The 18,638-nt window shown below is 75.8% G+C and carries 16 protein-coding genes; 12 read left to right on the top strand and 4 right to left on the bottom strand.

Features of this window, described 5'->3' with window-relative positions; genetic code table 11:
* Positions 1–278: 278 nt before the first annotated feature.
* Positions 279–2,141 carry a sigma-54-dependent Fis family transcriptional regulator gene (locus PGN05_RS02270; RefSeq protein ID WP_419750812.1) on the top strand — a complete coding sequence of 621 codons (1,863 nt, stop codon included), beginning with the start codon at positions 279–281 and terminating at the stop codon, positions 2,139–2,141.
* 723 nt (positions 2,142–2,864) lie between these two features.
* Complete coding sequence (locus tag PGN05_RS02265) at positions 2,865–4,463, top strand: CHAD domain-containing protein (RefSeq protein ID WP_419750810.1); 1,599 nt, start codon at positions 2,865–2,867, stop codon at positions 4,461–4,463.
* Positions 4,464–4,532: 69 nt separating this feature from the next.
* Here PGN05_RS02265 and PGN05_RS02260 read toward each other — a convergent pair whose 3' ends face one another.
* From PGN05_RS02260 to PGN05_RS02250, 3 genes are all read right to left on the bottom strand, one after another.
* Positions 4,533–5,462 (bottom strand): PaaX family transcriptional regulator C-terminal domain-containing protein, encoded by a 930-nt coding sequence (locus PGN05_RS02260; RefSeq protein ID WP_419750808.1) that lies wholly within the window; start codon positions 5,460–5,462, stop codon positions 4,533–4,535.
* A gap of 91 nt (positions 5,463–5,553) precedes the next feature.
* Entirely contained in the window at positions 5,554–5,904 is a 351-nt protein-coding gene (locus tag PGN05_RS02255) for a hypothetical protein (RefSeq protein WP_419750806.1), read from the bottom strand.
* A gap of 112 nt (positions 5,905–6,016) precedes the next feature.
* The gene (locus PGN05_RS02250; RefSeq protein WP_419750804.1) at positions 6,017–6,340 is read right to left on the bottom strand and encodes a hypothetical protein; all 324 of its coding nucleotides are present in this window, start codon (positions 6,338–6,340) and stop codon (positions 6,017–6,019) included.
* Between the two features lie 427 nt (positions 6,341–6,767).
* Between PGN05_RS02250 and PGN05_RS02245 the strand changes: the two genes are divergently transcribed.
* From PGN05_RS02245 to PGN05_RS02225, 5 genes are read left to right on the top strand one after another with little or no spacing between them, the layout of a single operon-like run.
* The gene (locus PGN05_RS02245) at positions 6,768–7,658 is read left to right on the top strand and encodes a branched-chain amino acid ABC transporter permease (RefSeq protein WP_419750802.1); all 891 of its coding nucleotides are present in this window, start codon (positions 6,768–6,770) and stop codon (positions 7,656–7,658) included.
* The gene (locus PGN05_RS02240) at positions 7,655–8,860 is read left to right on the top strand and encodes an ABC transporter substrate-binding protein (protein WP_419750801.1); all 1,206 of its coding nucleotides are present in this window, start codon (positions 7,655–7,657) and stop codon (positions 8,858–8,860) included. Before PGN05_RS02245 ends, PGN05_RS02240 begins: the two co-directional genes overlap by 4 nt.
* Positions 8,857–10,587 (top strand): ATP-binding cassette domain-containing protein, encoded by a 1,731-nt coding sequence (locus tag PGN05_RS02235; RefSeq protein ID WP_419750799.1) that lies wholly within the window; start codon positions 8,857–8,859, stop codon positions 10,585–10,587. The genes PGN05_RS02240 and PGN05_RS02235 overlap by 4 nt, the downstream gene beginning before the upstream one ends.
* A complete protein-coding gene (locus tag PGN05_RS02230; RefSeq protein WP_419750797.1) occupies positions 10,584–11,273 on the top strand; it encodes an ABC transporter ATP-binding protein in 690 nt (229 codons plus the stop codon). Before PGN05_RS02235 ends, PGN05_RS02230 begins: the two co-directional genes overlap by 4 nt.
* A gap of 54 nt (positions 11,274–11,327) precedes the next feature.
* Positions 11,328–12,743: an amidase gene (locus tag PGN05_RS02225; protein WP_419750795.1), complete on the top strand. Its 1,416-nt coding sequence runs from the start codon at positions 11,328–11,330 to the stop codon at positions 12,741–12,743.
* Positions 12,744–12,750: 7 nt separating this feature from the next.
* On the opposite strand, the gene PGN05_RS02220 is transcribed toward PGN05_RS02225, so the two are convergent.
* The gene (locus tag PGN05_RS02220; RefSeq protein WP_419750793.1) at positions 12,751–13,728 is read right to left on the bottom strand and encodes a helix-turn-helix domain-containing protein; all 978 of its coding nucleotides are present in this window, start codon (positions 13,726–13,728) and stop codon (positions 12,751–12,753) included.
* Positions 13,729–14,004: 276 nt separating this feature from the next.
* Between PGN05_RS02220 and PGN05_RS02215 the strand changes: the two genes are divergently transcribed.
* The 5 genes from PGN05_RS02215 (at position 14,005) to PGN05_RS02195 (ending at position 18,602) form a co-directional block, all read left to right on the top strand.
* Complete coding sequence (locus PGN05_RS02215) at positions 14,005–15,189, top strand: MFS transporter (protein ID WP_419750791.1); 1,185 nt, start codon at positions 14,005–14,007, stop codon at positions 15,187–15,189.
* A gap of 117 nt (positions 15,190–15,306) precedes the next feature.
* The gene (locus tag PGN05_RS02210; RefSeq protein ID WP_419750789.1) at positions 15,307–16,014 is read left to right on the top strand and encodes a histidine phosphatase family protein; all 708 of its coding nucleotides are present in this window, start codon (positions 15,307–15,309) and stop codon (positions 16,012–16,014) included.
* Between the two features lie 78 nt (positions 16,015–16,092).
* On the top strand, positions 16,093–16,833 hold the full coding sequence (locus PGN05_RS02205) for a ComF family protein (RefSeq protein WP_419750788.1): 741 nt from the start codon (positions 16,093–16,095) through the stop codon (positions 16,831–16,833).
* A gap of 59 nt (positions 16,834–16,892) precedes the next feature.
* Positions 16,893–17,063: a hypothetical protein gene (locus PGN05_RS02200; protein WP_419750787.1), complete on the top strand. Its 171-nt coding sequence runs from the start codon at positions 16,893–16,895 to the stop codon at positions 17,061–17,063.
* Between the two features lie 141 nt (positions 17,064–17,204).
* Positions 17,205–18,602 (top strand): hypothetical protein, encoded by a 1,398-nt coding sequence (locus PGN05_RS02195; RefSeq protein WP_419750785.1) that lies wholly within the window; start codon positions 17,205–17,207, stop codon positions 18,600–18,602.
* Positions 18,603–18,638: the final 36 nt, after the last annotated feature.

Here is an 18,638-nt window from a genome sequence, read left to right as displayed (position 1 = left end):
GTGAGGCGTGGGGGAAGGGTGGTCCTCACCCCATGGACTGGCCGAGTCCCAGCGACTGCGGCTACGCGTCCCCGGAGCCGGGGAGGAGCGCGGGCCTCGGCGGCGCTCGGAGGTGCGCGAGGCGGCGGCAGCGGTCGCACGCCGCCTCGTCCGGGGTCCCCCCCCCGCCGACGGAGTGTCTGCACATGGGTCTTCCACGGTTCTGCTTGCTCTACTGTCGCTCCTGCCGGTCCGAGGGGCGCGTGGGCAGCGCGTCCCTCCCCGACGGGAGGTCGATGATGACCGAGCCGAACGCCCACGAGCCAGCCCCGCTCACCGACGGCGACGGGACCCCGGTCCCCGGGCGATCCCTCCGCGTGGTCCCCGACCCCGACGGCGAGCACGTCGCGGCGGCCCGGCTCTCCTTCCTCGGTGGCGAGGCGGTGTCCGGCGCCGTGGTGCGGGAGCCGATCCTCGCGTCCTGGACCCGGTCCCGGCTGTCCGAGGTCCGCCCCGACGCGGTCGAGCTCCCGCACGAGGCGCCACCCGAGCGGGACACCCTCCTGACCCGCGCCGCCGAACCCGTCCTCCGCGCCGTCGCCGACCTCTTCGTGACCGAGCCGGTCAGCGTCATCCTGTGCGACGCGGCCGGTGTCGTCCTCAGCAGGCGCACCGGGGACTCCGGTCTGGACCGTCACCTCGACCGCGTCTGGCTGGCCCCTGGGTTCAGCTACGCCGAGCAGTACGTGGGCACCAACGGCATCGGTACCGCCCTCGAGGGTCGGCAGCCGGTGCAGGTCTTCGGGCACGAGCACTACGTGGAGAACCTGGAGCAGCTGGCCTGCGCCGGGGTCCCGATCCGCCACCCGCTCTCGGGCAAGGTGCTCGGGGTCGTGGACCTGACCTGCTGGCGACGGGACGCCGGGCCGATGATGGTGGCCACCGCGGGGACGCTCGCCCACCGTGTCGAGCAGGTCCTGCTCGAGCACGCCGGTCGCGGGGAGCTCGCGGTCCTCAACGACTACCTGGTCGCGTGCAAGCGCAGCCGGGGTCCGGTGCTGGCCATCGGCGAGGACCTGCTGGTGATGAACGACCGCGCCCGCGAGGCGCTGGACCCGGCCGACCAGGCGCCCCTCCTGGCGGAGGCCCGGGAGGCGCTGGTCTCCGGCCGTCGGCACCCGCTCCTCGTGGACCTGCCCAGTGGTCGCACGGTGCGCGTCCACTGCCGGCCGACGGTGGGGGCGGGCAGCATCGTCGGTGGTGTCCTGGACGTCCAGCTGGTCAGCCGGCCCGTGCCCACGCCGGGGCGGCCGGCGGCGGCGACCCTCCTGCCGCTCGCCGTGGGGTCGAGCCTGGTCTGGCGGAAGTGCTGCGAGTCGGTGGCCCGGCACCTGCGGACGGGCGAGTGGCTGGTGCTGGAGGGGGAGACCGGGGCGGGCCGGGAGACCCTCGCCTGGGCCGCCCACCACGCCCGGACCCCCACCGGCCGGCTGCGCGTCCTGCGCGCCGAGGACCACGGACCCGGGTGGGCGGCGGAGGTGGCCGAGGAGGTCGCCGACGGCGTCGGGACGCTGGTCCTGACCGACGTCGACCGGCTGCCGGCCGGGGCGATGACGGAGTTGGTCGACGTCCTGGAACCGCTGCGCGAGTCGACCGAGGCCCACCGGCCGTGGGTCGTGGCGACCGTGTCGCCCCTCGAGGGCGACCCCGGCCCGGAGCTGACCGCGCTGCTGCTCTGCTTCCCGCGGACCGTGCAGGTGCCCCCGCTGCGCCGGCACATCGACGACGTCGTCGACCTGGTGCCGCACCTGCTGGGCCGGCTCGGCCGCGGGGGAGCGCTGAGCTGCTCACCGGAGGTCGTGCGCGTCTTCCTGCACAACCGGTGGCCGGGCAACGTCGAGCAGCTGTTCTCGGTCCTCCGGCAGGTCGTCGCCCGGCGCCGCGCGGGGGTGATCGAGCTCGAGGACCTGCCGGCGACGTGCTGGACGACCGGCAAGCGGGTGCTCACGCCGCTGGAGTCCCTGGAGTGCGACGCGATCGTGCAGTCGCTGCTGGACACGCGGGGGAACAAGGTGGCTGCCGCCCGCCGGCTCTCGATGTCCCGGGCCACGATCTACCGGAAGGTCCGGGACTACGGGATCGTCGTGCCGGGCGGCGCGTAGCTGGGCAGCGAGAGCTGAGGAGTCCCGACGACCGCCGTCGCCGTCCCCGTGCTGTTGATCGGCGTCCTGACCCTGGTCGGGACGGTCGGGTACCTCCTCGCCGCCGCGCAGCCGCCCCGGGACAGCGTGCCGGTCTGCTGCCGTCGGCGGGTGCACTCCTTCGCCGCCCACGTGCGCGCCACGGTCGTGTCGGCCGCCACGGTGGCTGGTGCCGGCGTCGTCCTGCTCCTCCTCGACGTCGCCCAGCCGGGCGCTCGGCTACACGGCGCGCGTCAACCACTCGACCGCCGGTCGAGCACGCCTGGCCGCGAAGGCCTGGACCTGCTCGCGGCTGAGGATGCAGCCGCGCGGACAGTCGAACTCGAGGGGCCGACCATCCACCCAGCCGACTGCCGCTGCCCGTCGACAGGTCGGGCAGTCCTCCCAGGTGACCCGCTCACTCGCTTCCATCGTGTGCCTTCCCATCCCGGCGCACCCGCCGGGGACGGGAGGGGTCCCGGCCGCGCGGTTCCAGTCAGGGCCCCTCAGGAACGGGCCCCTCCTATCCCTCCTGCACCCATCGGAAACGCGTCGACTCCGGTCGGCTCGTGCGGATGGCCGGCCAGGACCGGACCGACCGGCACCGAGCCGACGTCCCGGGCGCCACGCAGGCGCCCGGGCGACCCGGTGTCAGCGGGCTGACCTGGGGGCGGCTCGTTCACCTTCGTGGGGTACACCTGCTGGATGCCTGCCGTTCACCTGGAAGTCGAGAAGAAGTACGTCGCCGACGAGGGTTTCGAGCTGCCGTCCCTCACCGAGTTGGTGCGGACCGCCTCGGCCGATGCTGCCGGGCCCGAGGCACTCCGCCCACTCGCCGAGGGGGACGCCGAACAGCAGCAGTTGACGGCCACCTACTTCGACACCGACGACCTCCGGCTCTCGGCGGCCGGGCTGACGCTGCGCCGGCGCACCGGCGGGAACGACGCCGGCTGGCACCTCAAGGTGCCCGCCGGGCGCGACGCCCGGTCCGAGGTGCGCCTGCCCGCCGGCCGCGCGGCCCGCACGGTGCCGGCTGCGTTGCGGAAGATGGTCCGGGTCCACAGCAGGGACGCCGCGCTGGTCCCGATCGCCGAGATCGTCACGGAGCGGACCGTGCGACGCCTGGTCGACCCGACCGGTCAGGTCCTGGCGGAGGTCGCCGACGACCGGGTGACGGCTCGGCGACTGCTGCCGCTCGGCGGCGACGGCGACGCGGCCGGAGCGCCGACGTCGTGGCGCGAGATCGAGGTCGAGCTCGTGGGCGGCTCCGCCGGGCTGCTCGACGGCGTGGACGCCCGGCTGCGGGCGGAGGGGCTGGAGGAGGCCGGGGCGACCTCGAAGCTGGCGCAGTTGCTGGCGAGCCAGGGGAGCAGGAGCGAGGAGCGGCGTCCGCTGCCGAAGAAGGCGAAGAAGGCCACCGTCAAGGCGCCCGGCGGTGAGGTCGTGCTCGCGCACCTGCGCGAGCAGGTCGCGCAGGTGCGCGCCCAGGACCTGCCGGTGCGGCTGGACGCCCCCGACGCCGTCCACAAGATGCGCGTGGCCACGCGGCGGCTGCGCAGCGCGCTCACCACCTTCAAGCCGCTGTTCGCGGCCGACGTCGTCAAGCCCCTGCGGGGAGAGCTGAGGTGGCTCGCCGGTGAGCTCGGCGCCGCCCGCGACGCCGAGGTGATGCGCGACCGCGTGGCCGGTGCGGTCCGGACCGAGGCCGACGGCGCCGAGCCCGGCCCGGCCGCCACGATCGCCGACCACGAACTGGGGGAGGCCTACCGCGGCGCCCACGACCGGGTCCTCGCCGAGCTCGACGGCGACCGTTACCACCAGCTGGTCGCGGCGCTCGACGCGCTCGTCGACTCCCCGCCCTTCAGCGAGCGCGCGGCCGCGCCGGCGGGGAAGGTCCTGCCGCGGCTGGTCGCGCGCAGCTTCGCCGGGGTGCGCGGCCTGGTGGAGGACGCCGCGGCCCGGCCGGCCGGCGACGAGCGCGAAGAGCTGCTGCACGACGCCCGCAAGGCGGCCAAGGCCTCCCGGTACGCCGCCGAGTCCGTCGTCCGGGTCTTCGGGCAGGACGCGACCGCCTTCGCGCAGGCGATGGAAGCGGTCCAGGAGGCACTGGGGGAGCACCAGGACTCCGTCCTCACCCGCGAGCGGCTCCGCGATCTGGCGCGGCACACGTCCTCGACCGAAGCCGCCTTCCTCTACGGCCGCCTGCACGCCCTGGAGGAGGCGCACGCCGAGCAGTCCCAGCAGCACTTCGACGACGCCTGGCAGGCCGCGCAGCGCAAGGCGTTGCACCGCTGGCTGCGCTGAGCCGGCCGACGCGGTCCGTCCCGTCGCCGACGGTCAGGGAGACGCCCTGACCGTGCACCGTTGCGGCGCCTACCCCCGCCGGCTGTCCTGCTCGGGAGTTCCGGAGCTACTGTCGGACGGCGGCCCGGCTCCGTCCGCGGCCGGGGCCACGAAGTGCGTGACCAGCGTGGCGGCCTCCGGCGAGTGCGGGGCGATGACGGCACGCAGGTGCTCCTCGGCCAGGGGGCCGAGCCGGCCGTGGAGGTCCAGGAAGACCTCCCGGGCCGTGGATCGCGGCCAGTCAGCCGGGAGCAGGTGCGCGGGCAGGTCCGGGTCGGTGTCGGCGAAGTCCCGCCAGGCGTCCATGACCTCGGTGCGGGCGACGAGCGCCTCCGCGGAGTCCACCAGGCCCAGGTGGGCTCGCCGGACCTCCGGCCGGAAGCGGTCGATGAACTCCTCGTACCGGGCGGCCAGCCCCTCGAGGTCGAAGGCGGCGGCGGGGCCCTGCGGTCCCGCCTCGTCGGGGAACCGCGCCTCCATGACCGACCACCGGGCGTCGTCCAGGCCGACCAGTGCCGCACTCAGGGACGCCGTGACGGGAGCGCTGTCGCGACCCGGGCGGATCCAGACGCTGTCGTAGAGGCGGACGAAGCCCGACTGGCCCAGGGTCCGCCGCAGGTTGTGCCGTTGCGCCTGTCGCTGCTCGGGCAGGGAGAACGAGACGACCGTCCAGTCGCCCGTCCACGGACGGGACCGGGCGCCGAAGGTCATGAAGTGGTGCCTGCGGGCCCGGTTGCGGGTGCGGGTGCCCGGCGTCAGCCGGTAGGACGCCTGCCGGCCGGTCCGGGTGGCCTCGATCAGTCCGCGACTCGTGAGGCGGGACAGGGCGGTCCGCGCGCTCGACTCGCTGATCCCGAACTCGCTCAGCATCGCCACCATCGCGACCGAGGGCAGCGAGACCTCGGCCGGGAAGTACTCACCGAGCAGGGTGGGGAGCAGGTGCTGGGGGCTCGAGCCCACCTGGGCTGCGCCTCGACCGCGGGCCCGAGGGTCCGGCCGGCGAGGGAGACCGCGGCTGAGCTGACGCGCGACGCGGGCGGACGCCCCCCGGTCAGGCCCGCGTCGCGTCGAGCAGCTGCAGGAGGTCGTGCGCGGCGAGCTCGATCTCCTTGTGGCCCCATTCCGCGGCGCGGTAGTGGCAGGCGATGAGCCCCATCCGGTGCACGCGGCGGAAGTCACCGTGGACGAACGCGTACCGGGCCTTGGTGCCGTCGGTGGCGCCCTCGGTGAGGCCGAGGTGCCAGGCCGAGTACTCCTCCCACGAGTGCCGCGCGAGGAACGCGTTCTCCTCCTCGGCGGAGGGCTGGACCCGGCCCCACTCGCTGCGCAGGACGTAGCGGCGGGCGGCGATGAGCTCCCGGGCGCGGGCGACGCCGACGTCGTTCACGAGGTACTTCGCCATCGGGGCTCCTCGGCACGTGGTCGCGGTGTCCAGCAGCCGCACCGGAGCCCGGCTGCTGACCGGCCATCGTCCCAGCCCGAGGCCCTCCTCGGTACGGGCGAGCGCGGGGCTGTCAGGCCGCCATCGGGTGGTGGTGGCAGCGCCCACCCGTCGCGGTCCGGGCGCCGCACGGCGCCCCGGCCTTGGTCCGGCCGCCACTGTCCCCGCACCGAGCCGGCGACTCCACCGGCTGCGGCGCCGGCAGGGCGAGGGCCGGGCGGGCGAAGGGCAGGACGACGGCGTCCTGGTCCTGGACCTCCGGGACCGGGGGCCGGACCGTGGCCGTCGCGGTCAGGTCCCCCCGACGGCGGGAACCGGCGAGCCGGCGGATCGTCGCCGCGGCGGTGAGGCCGGCGGTGAAGGCAGCGAACGCGGTGGCGGCGTGGCTGAGGCGCATGCCCTCCTCATCGGCAGTCCGGGGAGCCGGCGGAACCCCGCGTCGTGGACCAGTCGGCCGGCGAACCAGCCGCCCGGTCACGTCGCCCAGGCCCATCGCCTCGGCGGGATGGCAGGTGAACGCGGCGATCGCCTCCGCCGGCCGCCCGTGACGACCAGGTCGGGGGGGCTGCGGGCTGTCAGGGGTGGCCACGGGGACCTCCGGCGCGGAGCGGGTCGGACGGGGCGCGGCGTGCGGCCGGCGCGAGCCGAGCCTCCACCGGGACGACGGGCGGGTCCCGGCCCCGAGTGACCCCGCTCACCCACTGTGCGCCCACGGACCAGTGCCGTGCGCTCTCCGACCAGGGCGGTGGCTCGCCGGGCTGGTGGGCTGGGGCCCCCGCGGGTCGACGAGAGCCGGACCCGCTCCCCACGCGAGGAGGCCGGCGATGAGCACCGTGGTCGAGCTGGCCCTGTCCAGCCTCACCCAGCTGGGCCTCTACGCCCTGCTGGCCCTCTCGCTGGCCCTGGTCTTCGGGGTCAGCCGGATCGTCAACCTGGCCGTCGGGGACCTCGCCGCGGTCGGCGCGTACGCCATGGTCATCACCGCGGACCTGCCCTTCTGGCTCCGCGTCGTGGTGGCGCTGGTGGTGCTCGCCCCCGCCCTCTACCTGCTGGAGCGGGCCCTGCTGGGCCGCATCCGCGACGGGCTCGCCGGCATGCTCGTCACCTGGGGCATCGGCCTGGCGATCCGGCAGGTCTTCGAGGTGGCCTACACCGCCACCCCGCGCTCGGTGGCGGAGCCGGTGTCGGGGACGACGTCCGTGCTCGGCTCGGTGTACCCCACGTACCGGCTGCTCATCGCCGCCGTCAGCCTGGTCGTGGTCGCCGCCGTCCTGGTCGTGGCCTACCGCACCCGCGCCGGGCTGCGCCTGCGCGCGGTCTCGGACAACCCGGGGATGGCGGCGCTGCTGGGCACCCGGCCGGCGCGCACCCGGGCGCTGGTGTTCGCCGTGGCCGGCCTGCTGGCGGTGCTGGCCGGCGCGCTGTACAGCCCGCTGCTCGGGGTCACCCCGTCCATGGGCTTCTCGCTGCTGGTCCCCGGCTTCGTCGCCGTCCTGCTCGCCCGGCCGGCGTCCTTCCGCGGTGCGGTGCTCGCCGTCGCCCTCGTCGTCGTGCTCCAGGTGACGCTGCGCCGCTTCTTCCCCGACACCGTCGCCGACTCGCTGTTCTACGTCGTCGTCCTCACCGCCGTCGTTCTCCGCGCCAACCCCCACACCAGGAGGCTCCTGTCATGGTCAGCCCGTCCGGCACAGCCCGCGCGCGCCGTCTCCGCGTGACCGCCAGGACCGTGCCGCTGCGGCGCGCCCTGCCCGCCGCGCTCCTCCCGGCCGCACTGGTCCTGGCCGCCTGCGGCTCCAGCGTCGGGGAGACCGCCGCCGCCGAGGGCGACGACCTGAAGATCGGCTTCATCGTCCCCGCCACCGGCGTCGCGTCGGCCACCGGCCTGGCCATGCAGGCCGGGTTCGAGCTGGCGGTGGAGCGGGTCAACGAGGAGGGGGGCGTCAACGGCCAGCCGATCACCTACGAGGTCCAGGACGACGCCGGCGACCCCGCCACGACCTCGCAGATCGCCCGCCGCTACAGCCAGGACAACTCGTTCGACATGCTGTTCGGCACCATCACCGGCGACACCGCCGCGGCCGTCGTGCCCATCTCCGACGAGGCGACCATCCCCTTCGCCACCGCGATCCTCGGCGACCCGCCGATCTGCTCGGCGTACTCGTGGCCGTTCGGCGAGTCCACCCGCCAGCTGCTGGAGGTGCAGGTCCCCGCGCTGATCGAGGACTTCGGCCCCCGGATCGCCTTCGTCGGCTCGGACTACAACTTCCCCCGCGACTACGCCGCGGCCGCCGCGGAGATCATCGCGGAGAACGGCGGCGAGCTGGTCGCCGAGGAGTACAGCCCGCTGGGGACGACGGACTTCGAGTCGACCATCGGCCGGCTGTCGGCCGCGCAGCCCGACGCCGTCCTCTCCATGGTCGTCGGCAGCGACGCGGTCACCTTCACCCTCCAGGGCGCCCAGTTCGGCCTGCTCACGCCCGAGGTCGGCTACGAGGGGGCGCCCCTGGACGCCGACTACTTCGGCGCCGTCGCGCCCGTGACCACCGGCCGCGAGCACGTCGTCCGGTGGGCCGACGGCCTGGAGGACGAGGACAGCCAGGCCTTCGTCGAGGCCTACCTCGAGGAGACCGGCCTGCAGCGGCCGGTGTCGGAGGTGGCGGCCAACGCCTACTACGCCCTGCGGTTCATCGCCGCGGCCGTGGACGAGGCGGGCGCCGGCACCCGCGAGGAGATCAACGACGCCCTGGGCGGGTTCTCCTTCGACTCCGCGCTCGGCGAGGGCACCCGCTTCGTCGACACCGAGGGCGGCGGGCACCTGTTCCAGGCCAGCATGCTGACCGCCACCATCGGCGCGGACGGCTACGCGGTGACCGACGACCACGGCGTCGTCGAGAACGCCACGGTCAGCTGCCAGTGACGGCCACCGTCACCGGGGCGCCGGCCCGGGGCCGGCCCGCCCGTCCCCGCGGGCCGGCGGTACGGCGCTGGTCGGCACCGGTCGCGGTGGTCGCGGTGGGCGCGCTGGCCGCGGCGCCCTTCGGGCTGGCACCCTTCGCCCTGGGGATCCTCACCCTCGCCCTGGTCTACGGGCTGTTCACCTACGGCCTCGACCTGGCCTGGGGCCGGGTGGGCCTGGTCAGCGTCGGGCAGGCGGCCTTCTTCGGCGCCGGCGCGTACGCCGTCGTCATCGGGACCGACGCGGGGATGTCCCTGCCCGTCGCCGGCCTGCTCGGGGTGCTCGCCGGCGCCGCGCTGGCCGCGCTGGTCGCCGCCATCGCCCTGTCCGTGCCCGAGGCCACCAGCGTGCCGCTGCTGATCCTGCTCACCCTGGGCGTCAGCCAGCTGCTGCAGCGCACCGCGACCTCGCTGCCCGACGTCACCGGCGGCGCCAACGGTGGCCTGGCGCCCGTCCTGGGCCTGGTCGAGGGCTACTACGTCGTCCTCGCCGCGTGCGTCGTGGCCGTCGCGCTCACCGCCGGGTTGCTGGTCGAGGGCCGGCGGGGGCTGTTCCAGCTGACCTCGCTGAGCAACCCGCTGCGCGCCGAGCACCTCGGCGTCGACCTGCGCCGCACCCGGTGGGTCGCGTTCGTGGCGGCCGGGGCGGTCTCCGCGCTGGCCGGGGTCCTGTTCGCGCCGGTCAGCGGGATCGTCACCCCCGCCTCGCTGGGGCTCGCGCTGTCGGCCAGCGTGCTGGTGTGGCTCGCGGTCGGCGGCAAGGGGTCGATCGCCGGCCCGTTCCTCGGCGCCGGACTCCTCACCATCGGCACCCAGACGCTGGGCGGCACCCTGCAGAACTGGTACGTGCTCGGCACCGCGGCGCTGTTCGTCGTCGTCGTCCAGGTCGCCCCCCAGGGGCTGGCCGGCGCGCTGCGGCGGCTGGTCGGCCGGGGGAGGGACGTGCCCGCGCTGCCCGGCCGGATCCGGCCGCTGGCCCCGCACCCGGCACCCGCGGTCGCCGGCGGGCGGGTGCTGGAGGTCCGCGACGTCGAGGTCGACTTCGGCGGTACCCCGGTGCTGCAGGGCGCGTCGCTGACCGTCGACCCGGGCGAGGTGGTCTGCCTCATCGGGCCCAACGGCGCCGGGAAGTCGACGCTGCTGGGCGCCGTCGCCGGATCGGTCGAGGTCGCCCGCGGCCGCGTCCTGGTCCAGGGCGTCGACGTGACCGCCGAGCCCACCCACCGGCGGGTCCGCCGCGGCATGGCCCGGATGTTCCAGGTGCCGCGGGTGTTCGACGACCTCACCGTGGCCGACAACCGGCGCGCCGCGGCCGTCATGGCGGGCGTCGAGCCGGACGCCGGGGGCGACGACGCCGGCGAGCAGCGGGTGGCCGGGGAGCTGTCCATGGCCGACCGCCGGCACCTGGAGCTGGACATGGTGCTCACCGGCTCGCCGGAGCTGCTGCTGCTCGACGAGCCGGCGGCGGGCCTCTCGCACGACGAGACCGGCGCCCTGGCCGCCCGCATCCGCGCCGTGGCCGCGGACCGCCGCTGCGGGATCGTCGTGGTCGAGCACGACATGGAGCTGGTTCGGCAGCTGGCCGACCGGGTGGTGGTCCTCTCCCGCGGGGTCGTCATCGCCGACGGGTCGATGGACGAGATCGTCGCGCACGACACCGTGCGCACCGCCTACCTGGGGGCGTCATGACGCTGTTCCGGCTCTCCGGCCTCACCGGCGGGCAGGGCGCGGTGCCCTTCGTCCGGGACGTCGACCTGGAGGTGCGGCCGGGCGAGCTGGTCGGCCTGGCCGGACGCAACGGCATGGGCAAGTCCACGACGCTGCGCACCGCCTTCGGGCTGGCGACGCGCTTCGGTGGCACGGTCACCATCGCCGACACCCCGGTCCCGCCCCGGCGGCCCGACCTGCCCGCCCGGCTGGGCGCCAGCTTCCTGCCCGAGGACCGCGGCGTCTTCCCGACGCTGAGCGTCGCGGAGAACCTGGAGCTGGCGCGGCTGCGCGGCTACCGACCCGTCGTCGATCCGCGCGACGCGTTCCCGCTGCTCACCGAGCGCGCCCGCCAGCCCGCCGGCACCCTCTCCGGCGGCCAGCAGCAACTGCTCGGCTTCTCCCGGGCCGTGCTCGCCGGGTACCGGCTGATCGCCGTGGACGAGCTCACCCAGGGGCTGCAGCCGTCGGTGGTGACCGAGGTGCTCCAGGTGGCCACGCGCCTGGCGGAGGACGGCATCGGCCTGCTGCTGGTCGACCAGTCGCCGCAGGTCCTGACCCGCTGGTGCTCGCGCGTGCTGGTCATGGAGGCCGGCCGCGTCGTCCTCGACGAGGCGGTCACCGACGAGACCGCCGCGCGGGTCTCCGACCTGCTCGTCCTCCGCTGACCCCCGTTCCCGTCCCGAGCCGCCCGCGGCTCCCACCCCGCCCCCGGAGGTCCCGTGTTCGACCCGTTCCTGCCCGCCACCGAGCTCGCCGGCCTCATCCGCCGCCGGCAGCTCACGTCGGTGGAGGTCACCTCCACCTACCTGGACCGCATCGAGCGGCTGAACCCCGAGATCAACGCGGTCGTCTGGGTGGACCCGGAGGCCACGCTCGAGGCCGCCCGCGCCGCCGACGCCGCCCTCGCCTCCGGAGCCGACCTCGGTCCCTTCCACGGGGTCCCGGTCCCGATCAAGGACCTCACCGCGGCCCAGGGCCAGCCCTGCTACCACGGCTCCCTGGGGACGTCGGAGGCGCCGTCGGAGGTCAGCGAGCCGGTCGTCGACCAGCTGCTGGCCGCCGGGTTCGTCCTCATGGGCCGCACCGCCGCACCGGAGGCCGGCACCATGTCGGTGACCGAGAGCCGGCGGTTCGGCATCTCCCGCAACCCCTGGGACCCGGCGCGCTCGCCGGGCGGCTCCAGCGGCGGGGCCGGCGCGGCGGTGGCCGCCGGCCTGGCGCCGGTCGCGCACGCCAGCGACGGCGGCGGGTCGATCCGGATGCCCGCGTCCAGCTGCGGCGTCGTCGGGCTCAAGCCCAGCCGGGGCCGGGTGCCGGCGCTGGTCTCCGGCTGGGAGCACGCCGCGACCGACGGCGCGGAGACCCGCACGGTGCTGGACGCCGCGGCCGTCCTGGACGCGATCAGCCACCCCGACCCGCTGGCCCTCTACAACGCGCCGGTGCCGGCGCGGCCCTTCGCCGCCGAGGTCGGCGCCCCGGCCGGGCGGCTGCGGATCGGCCTGCTGACCGAGGCCCCGACCGGGGTCCCGGTGGACGGCGAGTGCGTCGAGGCGGCCCTGCGGACGGCGAAGGTGCTCGAGGAGCTCGGCCACACGGTGGAGCCGGCGACCCTCGTCGGGTACAGCGAGCAGGCGGTGATGGGCTACATGACCCACATCATGGACGCGTCCGTGACCGCCCTGCCGTACGAGCGGCCCGAGGAGGCCGAGCCCTACCTGCGGTACCGGATGGAGCGGGCGCGGCGGGCGTCGGCGGCGGACTACGTGGCCAGCGCCCACCGGCTGCAGCGGGAGAGCCGGGCGGTGGCCGCCCAGTTCGGCCGCGACTTCGACGTCGTCCTCAGCCCCACGATGGCCACCCTCCCGGTGCCGGCCGGCCTGCTGGTCGACGAGGCCAACGCCGATCCCGAGGGCCCGCGGTTCACCGAGCTGCGCATGGTCTCGTTCACCAGCTGGGTCAACCTCGCCGGGCTGCCGGCGATCTCGCTGCCGCTGCACGTGTCGGCCGACGGGCTCCCGGTCGGGGTCCAGCTCGTGGCGGGCCCCTGGCGGGAGGACGTGCTCGTCCGGCTGGCGGCGGACCTGGAGCAGCTGATGCCCTGGGCGGACCGGCGTCCGCCCCGCTTCGCCGGCTGAGGCCGGGTCAGCCCGGGAGGGGGCGGTCGTCGGCGAGGGCCGCCACGGCCGCCCGCTCCCGGTGCTCGCGGGGACTGGTCCCGTACCGGCTGCGGAAGGCCTTGCTCAGGTGGCTGGGGTCGGGGATGCCCCACCGGCGGGCGACGGCGGACACCGGCTCCGCGCGGCGGGCCGGGTCGCCGAGGTCGCGGTGCACCAGTTCCAGCCGGCGCGCCCGCACGTACCCGGCGACCGTGAGCGCCTGCTGCTGGAACACCTTGTGCAGGTAGCGGGTGGAGATGTGGTGGGCGGCCGCGATCGCGTCGGGGGAGAGCCCGGGGTCGCCGAGCCGGTGCTCGATCCAGAGCAGGATCCGCTCGAACAGGTCCTCGTTCGGTCCGCGCGTGGTGCGCGGCGCCTGCAGGTGCCCGGCGAGCAGCGAGGTGACGGCGTCCGCGGCCTGGAGGCGCAGCTGCGCCGACATCCGGCCGAGCTGGTCGGGCAGCTGGCCCAGCAGCCCGGTGACCAGCGCCGCCGACGGCGCCGACGCGAGGTCCTCGCTCACCGTCGCCGCGGCGAGGGCGTCCTGGCCGACGCCCAGCACGGACGGGGTCACCTCCAGGACGAGGTAGTGGTAGGGCCCCCGGACCTGGAGCCGGAAGGGCCGGCTGCGGGAGTAGAGCACCATGCGTCCCTGGCCCAGCGGCACCGTGCGCTCGGTGCCGTCCGCGCCGCGCTGGCTGACCAGCCCCTCCCCGTCGAGCAGCACGCCGAGGTAGTACGCCGGGAAGTGGCGGTTGTACGTCAGCGGGGTGACGACCACGTCGCCGCAGTCCCGGAAGTCGCACCCCGGGATCCGCCCGAGCTGCCAGGAGTGGGCCCGCGCGGTCAGGCGTGACTCGGTGCTCCGGACCAGGACGGCGTCCGACGCCTCGCGGGTCCGTGGCCCGGACTCGCCCAGGTAGGCCTGGATCACCGTTCCGCGCGGTCCTGCGGTCTGTTGCACGCCTGCCTCCGGTCGCTCCCGCCGATCTCCTCCGGTCGGGGCGAGCGGCAGACTAGACATGTACCCGCACCGCGGCGTCGCACCCCGCCGTGCGGGATCGGGCCGGCCACCCCGTGGGGGAGGGGGCGTCGTGCCCCGCCTACCGTCGGGGTCGGCGGTCCGCCCCTCGGGGCGAGCCGCCGGCGGTCGGTTCCGGAGAGGGGTGGCGTCCTGACGTCGGCAGCAGAGCAGCAGCCCCGCACGGAGACCGGCGGCCGGGCGCGCCGGGGATCGCCGATGCCGCTGCTGCAGACCGTCGGGCTGGTCAGCACGCTGGACCGGTTCGCCATGGCGCCGATGCTCGTGGCCATGGCCGCGGACCTGGGCGTCCCGGTGGCGTCCGTGGTCGCCGTCGCCGGTGCCTACTTCCTGGTCTACGGGCTGTCGCAGCCGCTGTGGGGCCTGGCGGCCGACCGGTTCGGCCGCGTGCGCACGATGCGGGTGGCCTTGCTCCTGGGGGGCCTGCTGACCGCGGGCTCGGCCCTCTCCGGCTCGCTCGCCGTCCTGGCGGTCGCCCGCGGCCTGGCCGGGGGGTTCTTCGGCGCGGCGTACCCCTCCTGCCTGATCTACCTGGGGGACACCGTCCCGGCGGCCGCCCGCCAGCACGCCATCGCGCGGTTGATGGTCGGGGTGGCGCTCGGCACGGCGGTCGCCTCCGCCGGCGCCGGCGTCGTCGCGGACCGGTTCTCCTGGCGCGCGGCGTTCCTCGCCACGGGCGTCGCTGCCGTGGTGCTGTCCTGGGTGCTGCGGGCCCTGCCCGAGCCGGTCACCGGACACGCGCGGTCGTCGCCGTCGGCCTCCCTGCGACGGATCGCCCGGTCCCGGCCGACGCTGCTCGTCCTGGGGTTGGCGTTCGTGGAGGGGGCGGTGCTGGTCGGCGTCCTGACCCTGGTCCCGGTCGCCGCGCACGACGGCGGCGCCTCGCTCTCGGCGGCGGGGCTGGCGACCGCGGTCTACGGCGTCGCGGTGCTGGCCGGGTCCGTCGTGTTCGGCCGGCTGTCCCGCACCTGGCACCCGTGGCGGTTGATCACCGTCGGTGGGTCGCTGGCGGTCCTCGGCTGCGCGCTGCTGGCCACGACGCAGCAGCTCTGGATGGCGGCCACGGTCGCCGGTCTGCTGGGGCTGACCTGGACGGCGCTGCACTCGTCACTGCAGACCTGGGCGACCGAGGTCCTCCCGGCGGCGAGGGCCCTCGTCGTGGCCTGCTTCGCCGGCGCCCTCTTCGCCGGCAGCTCCCTGGCCGCCGTCGCGCTGGCCGACCTGGTCGCCGCGGGCCGCTTCGCGCTGATCTTCGGTGTGGCCGCCGTCGTCGCGACCGCGCTGACCGCGGTCGCCGCCGTCGCCCGGTACCGCTGGGCCCCGTCCGGGGCCGACCGGTCCGCCCCGCGCCACCCGATCGGCCCGGAGGCCTCCGCGCCCTGACCCGGCCGGCCTCGCGGCGGTCCGGGGCCGGTCGGGGGTGCACGACCGGGCGACGCCGCAGGTCGTGGGAGACGCTGTCCCCCGCGGGGCCGCCGGGGCTCCCGGGGGGAGGACCTGGTGGCGACGGAGCTGTACCTGGTGCGGCACGGCGAGGCCGTGGCGAACGTCGAGCCGGTGATCGGCGGGATGCGGGGAGACGCGGGGCTGACCCCCCGGGGCCGGGAGCAGGCCCGCCTGCTGCAGGAACGGCTGCAGGACGAGCGGCTGCAGGCCGACCACCTCGTCGCCAGCACCCTCCCGCGGGCGCTGGAGACCGCCGAGTACGTCGCGCGGGCGCTGGGCCTGCGGGTGGAGCACGACGACGGGCTCCACGAGCTGCGTCCGGGGGAGGCCGACGGGCTGACCGTGGAGCAGTGGCGGGCCCGGTACCGCAGCGGCGAGGAACCGGGTACCCGCGACCCCTACCGGGCGTTCTCCCCGGGCGGCGAGAGCTGGGCGGCGTTCCTGGCCCGCGCGGGGGGCGCACTGTCCCGTCTCGTCGCCCGGCACCCGGACCGGACGGTGGTCGCCGTGTGCCACGCGGGGGTCGTGGAGGCGTCGTTCGCGCTCGCGTTCGGCCTGGGCGCGAGCGGGAACCGGGTGGACTGCGCGCCGCTGAACACCAGCCTCACCCACTGGCGGCACCGACCCGCGCCCGAGGGGGAGCCGGAGTGGACGCTGCTCTCGTTCAACGACGCCCGTCACCTGGGCGGCGGCGCACTGCCGGACGCCCGGGCGCACGACGCCGTGCCGCTCCCCGGCGAGGGCCCGGCTGCCGACGACTGAGGCGTGCGGGTGCGGCGGGTGCGGCGGGCGCGCGACGGGATCGTGCCCTACTGTCCTCCCTCCGACCGGGAGGTGACGATGCCCATCGATCTCGAGCCGCTCGAGCCGGCACCGGCGGGCTTCGCCGCGTGCGGCGCGTGCGCCTACCGGACGACGGGCACCCCGGCCCTCTGCTTCGCGTGCACCGTCGCCGACGGTGCGGCAGCCGAGGGCCTGACCTGCGTCGTCTGCGGGCACGTCTCCGAGGACCGGGGGCCGTGCCCCAACACGGTGTGCGGCCTCGACGACCGCTACTTCTCCCGCCTGTACACCGTGTCGGACCGCGCGGAGGAGATGTGGGACGCGGTCTACCGGTACAAGTACGGGGAGGAGCGCGAGCTGGCCGGGGTGCTGGGGCGCATCCTCGTCGGTTACCTCGACGACAACCGCGAGGAGCTCGCCGGCTACGACGTGATCACGACCGGGGCCATCTACGTCGGCCCGCGGGCGCAGCGGCTGTGGGACTACCTGCAGGTGATCGTCGAGGCGGCCCGGCTCGAGGGCCCGGGCTGGCCCTTCGTGCCGGGCCTCATCGCCAAGGCGGGTCCCACGGGACGTTTCCTGGGCATCGGCCCGGAGGAGCGCCGGAGGATCGCCGAGGGCGAGCTGCGCGCCGCGCTGTCGGTCCCGGAGCCCGAGCGGGTCGCCGGACGGCGGGTCCTGGTCTTCGACGACGTGTACTCCGAGGGCTTCTCGCTCCGGGAGATGGCGCGGGTGCTGCTGGGAGCCGGCGCCGCCGAGGTGGCCGGCCTGGTGCTCGCCCGCCGCAAGGGCGGCTGAGGACCCACCGTCAGGGCTCGGGATCGCCGACGGGCACCGTCCGCTGGTTGACTCAGCGGATGGTCGCGCCACTCCCGGAGCCCGAGCCGGTTCTCGATCCGAGTCAGCCGGTGCCCGACGACCCGGCCGAGCTGCTCCCCGACGCAGCCGAGCCCCTGCCGCCCGCGCCGATCGAGGCGACGCCCGACGATCCCGGCGGCGACCCCGGTGGTGTGCCCGAGCCCGCCTGAGGTCCCCGCCGGGTCCGACGCGGCGAGCTGGGCTGCTCGGAAAAAAGACAGGAAACCTGTACTTCGATCTCTGCGGCTGGCAGGGTGGCCCGCATCACAGACAGCCGATGCCGGGTCGCCCGGCGGGGACGAGGGTGCTCGATGAGCAGGTGGACGATCCGGTTGACGGCGGTGGCCGGAGCCGTCGCGCTGGTCGGCGGGAGCGCGTCCGTGACCGCGGCCGGCGCGGACACGACGCCGCAGCCGGCCGTGGCCCCCGGGGCGTACGACGGCGTCCTGGGCAGCGGCGCCACGTGGCTGGCGCACGTGCCGCAGCAGTGGAACGGCACCGTCGTCCTCTTCGCGCACGGCTTCGGCGCGATGCGGGCGCAGGACGCGCCGAACGAGGAGACCCGGCAGGCGCTGCTGGACCGCGGGTACGCCCTGGTCGGCTCCTCGTACTCCGGGCCCTCGCTGTGGGCGCTGGAGACGGCGGTCGACGACCAGTACGCCGCCCTGGCCGCGTTCGAGGACCTGCTCGGCGTCGAGCCGGAACGGGCCATCGCCTTCGGCCGCTCCATGGGCGGGCTGGTCAGTGCCCGTCAGGCCGAGGACCCGCGGGGTGAGATCGACGGCGTCCTGACCACCTGCGGGATCGTCGCCGGCGGGCTGAACCTGAACGACTACCAGCTCGACGGCGTGTACACGCTGGCCCACCTGCTGGGCGTGGACGTCCCGCTGGTCCGGTACGAGAGCGCCGAGCAGGCGCAGCAGGCGGCCGACGCGCTGATCGCGGCGGTCACCGCGCAGCAGGGCACGCCGCAGGGGCGGGCCCGGATCGCGCTCGCCTCCGCCTACCTCAACCTGGCGACCTGGTACTCCGGCGACGCCCCGGCGTCCCCGGACGACCCCGCCGCCGAGCAGGTGCAGCAGTACCAGGCCCTGATCGACGGCGGCGGCCTCGAGCGCTACGTGACCGGCCGGCAGCAGATCGAGCTGGTCGCGGGCGGCAACAGCTCCTCCAACGTCGGCGTCGACTACGGCGAGCTGCTGCGGAGCAGCGTGCACGCCGACCAGGTGGCGGCGCTGTACCGCGAGGCGGGGCTGGACCTCGAGGCCGACCTGGCCACGCTGACCCGCGACGCGGACGTCGAGGCCGATCCGGAGGCCGTCGCCGACCTGACCCGCTCGTCGACGGTCACCGGGGAGCTCCAGGTCCCCGAGCTGGCGATCCACACCGTCGCGGACGAGCTGGTCCCGGTGGAGCACGAGGACTGGTACGAGGAGCTGGTGCACCGGGCGGGGGAGACGCGGCAGCTGCGGCAGGCCTACGTCAACGGAACCGGGCACTGCGAGTTCCAGCCGGCCGAGCAGGTGGCGGCGCTGCAGGCCCTCGAGCAGCGGCTCGACACCGGTCGCTGGGGCGGGGTCGCCGAACCGGAGCGGCTGAACGCGGCCGCCGACGCCCTGCAGCTCGGGACCACCGCGCGCTACACCGAGTTCGACCCGCCGCGGCTCGTCGGCGGACTGGGCGAGCCGGGGCGCGAGCGGCACCGCTGAGCGGAGGGAGGGCGGGCCGGCCCGGGGGCACACCCG

This window comes from Geodermatophilus sp. CPCC 206100 (assembly GCF_048569675.1).
Taxonomy (GTDB): Bacteria; Actinomycetota; Actinomycetes; order Mycobacteriales; family Geodermatophilaceae; genus Geodermatophilus.
The sequence above is the reverse complement of the archived record's forward strand: the minus strand, read 5'-3'. Positions and strand labels throughout refer to the sequence as shown.

Excerpts from the sequence above, each read along its gene's own strand:
- PGN05_RS02270 (WP_419750812.1), top strand. The coding sequence starts at position 279 with ATGACCGAGCCGAACGCCCACGAGCCAGCCCCGCTCACCGACGGCGAC.
- PGN05_RS02265 (WP_419750810.1), top strand. The coding sequence starts at position 2,865 with ATGCCTGCCGTTCACCTGGAAGTCGAGAAGAAGTACGTCGCCGACGAG.
- PGN05_RS02255 (WP_419750806.1), bottom strand. The coding sequence starts at position 5,904 with ATGGCGAAGTACCTCGTGAACGACGTCGGCGTCGCCCGCGCCCGGGAG.
- PGN05_RS02250 (WP_419750804.1), bottom strand. The coding sequence starts at position 6,340 with ATGCGCCTCAGCCACGCCGCCACCGCGTTCGCTGCCTTCACCGCCGGC.
- PGN05_RS02245 (WP_419750802.1), top strand. The coding sequence starts at position 6,768 with ATGAGCACCGTGGTCGAGCTGGCCCTGTCCAGCCTCACCCAGCTGGGC.
- PGN05_RS02230 (WP_419750797.1), top strand. The coding sequence starts at position 10,584 with ATGACGCTGTTCCGGCTCTCCGGCCTCACCGGCGGGCAGGGCGCGGTG.
- PGN05_RS02215 (WP_419750791.1), top strand. The coding sequence starts at position 14,005 with ATGCCGCTGCTGCAGACCGTCGGGCTGGTCAGCACGCTGGACCGGTTC.
- PGN05_RS02205 (WP_419750788.1), top strand. The coding sequence starts at position 16,093 with ATGCCCATCGATCTCGAGCCGCTCGAGCCGGCACCGGCGGGCTTCGCC.
- PGN05_RS02200 (WP_419750787.1), top strand. The coding sequence starts at position 16,893 with ATGGTCGCGCCACTCCCGGAGCCCGAGCCGGTTCTCGATCCGAGTCAG.
- PGN05_RS02195 (WP_419750785.1), top strand. The coding sequence starts at position 17,205 with ATGAGCAGGTGGACGATCCGGTTGACGGCGGTGGCCGGAGCCGTCGCG.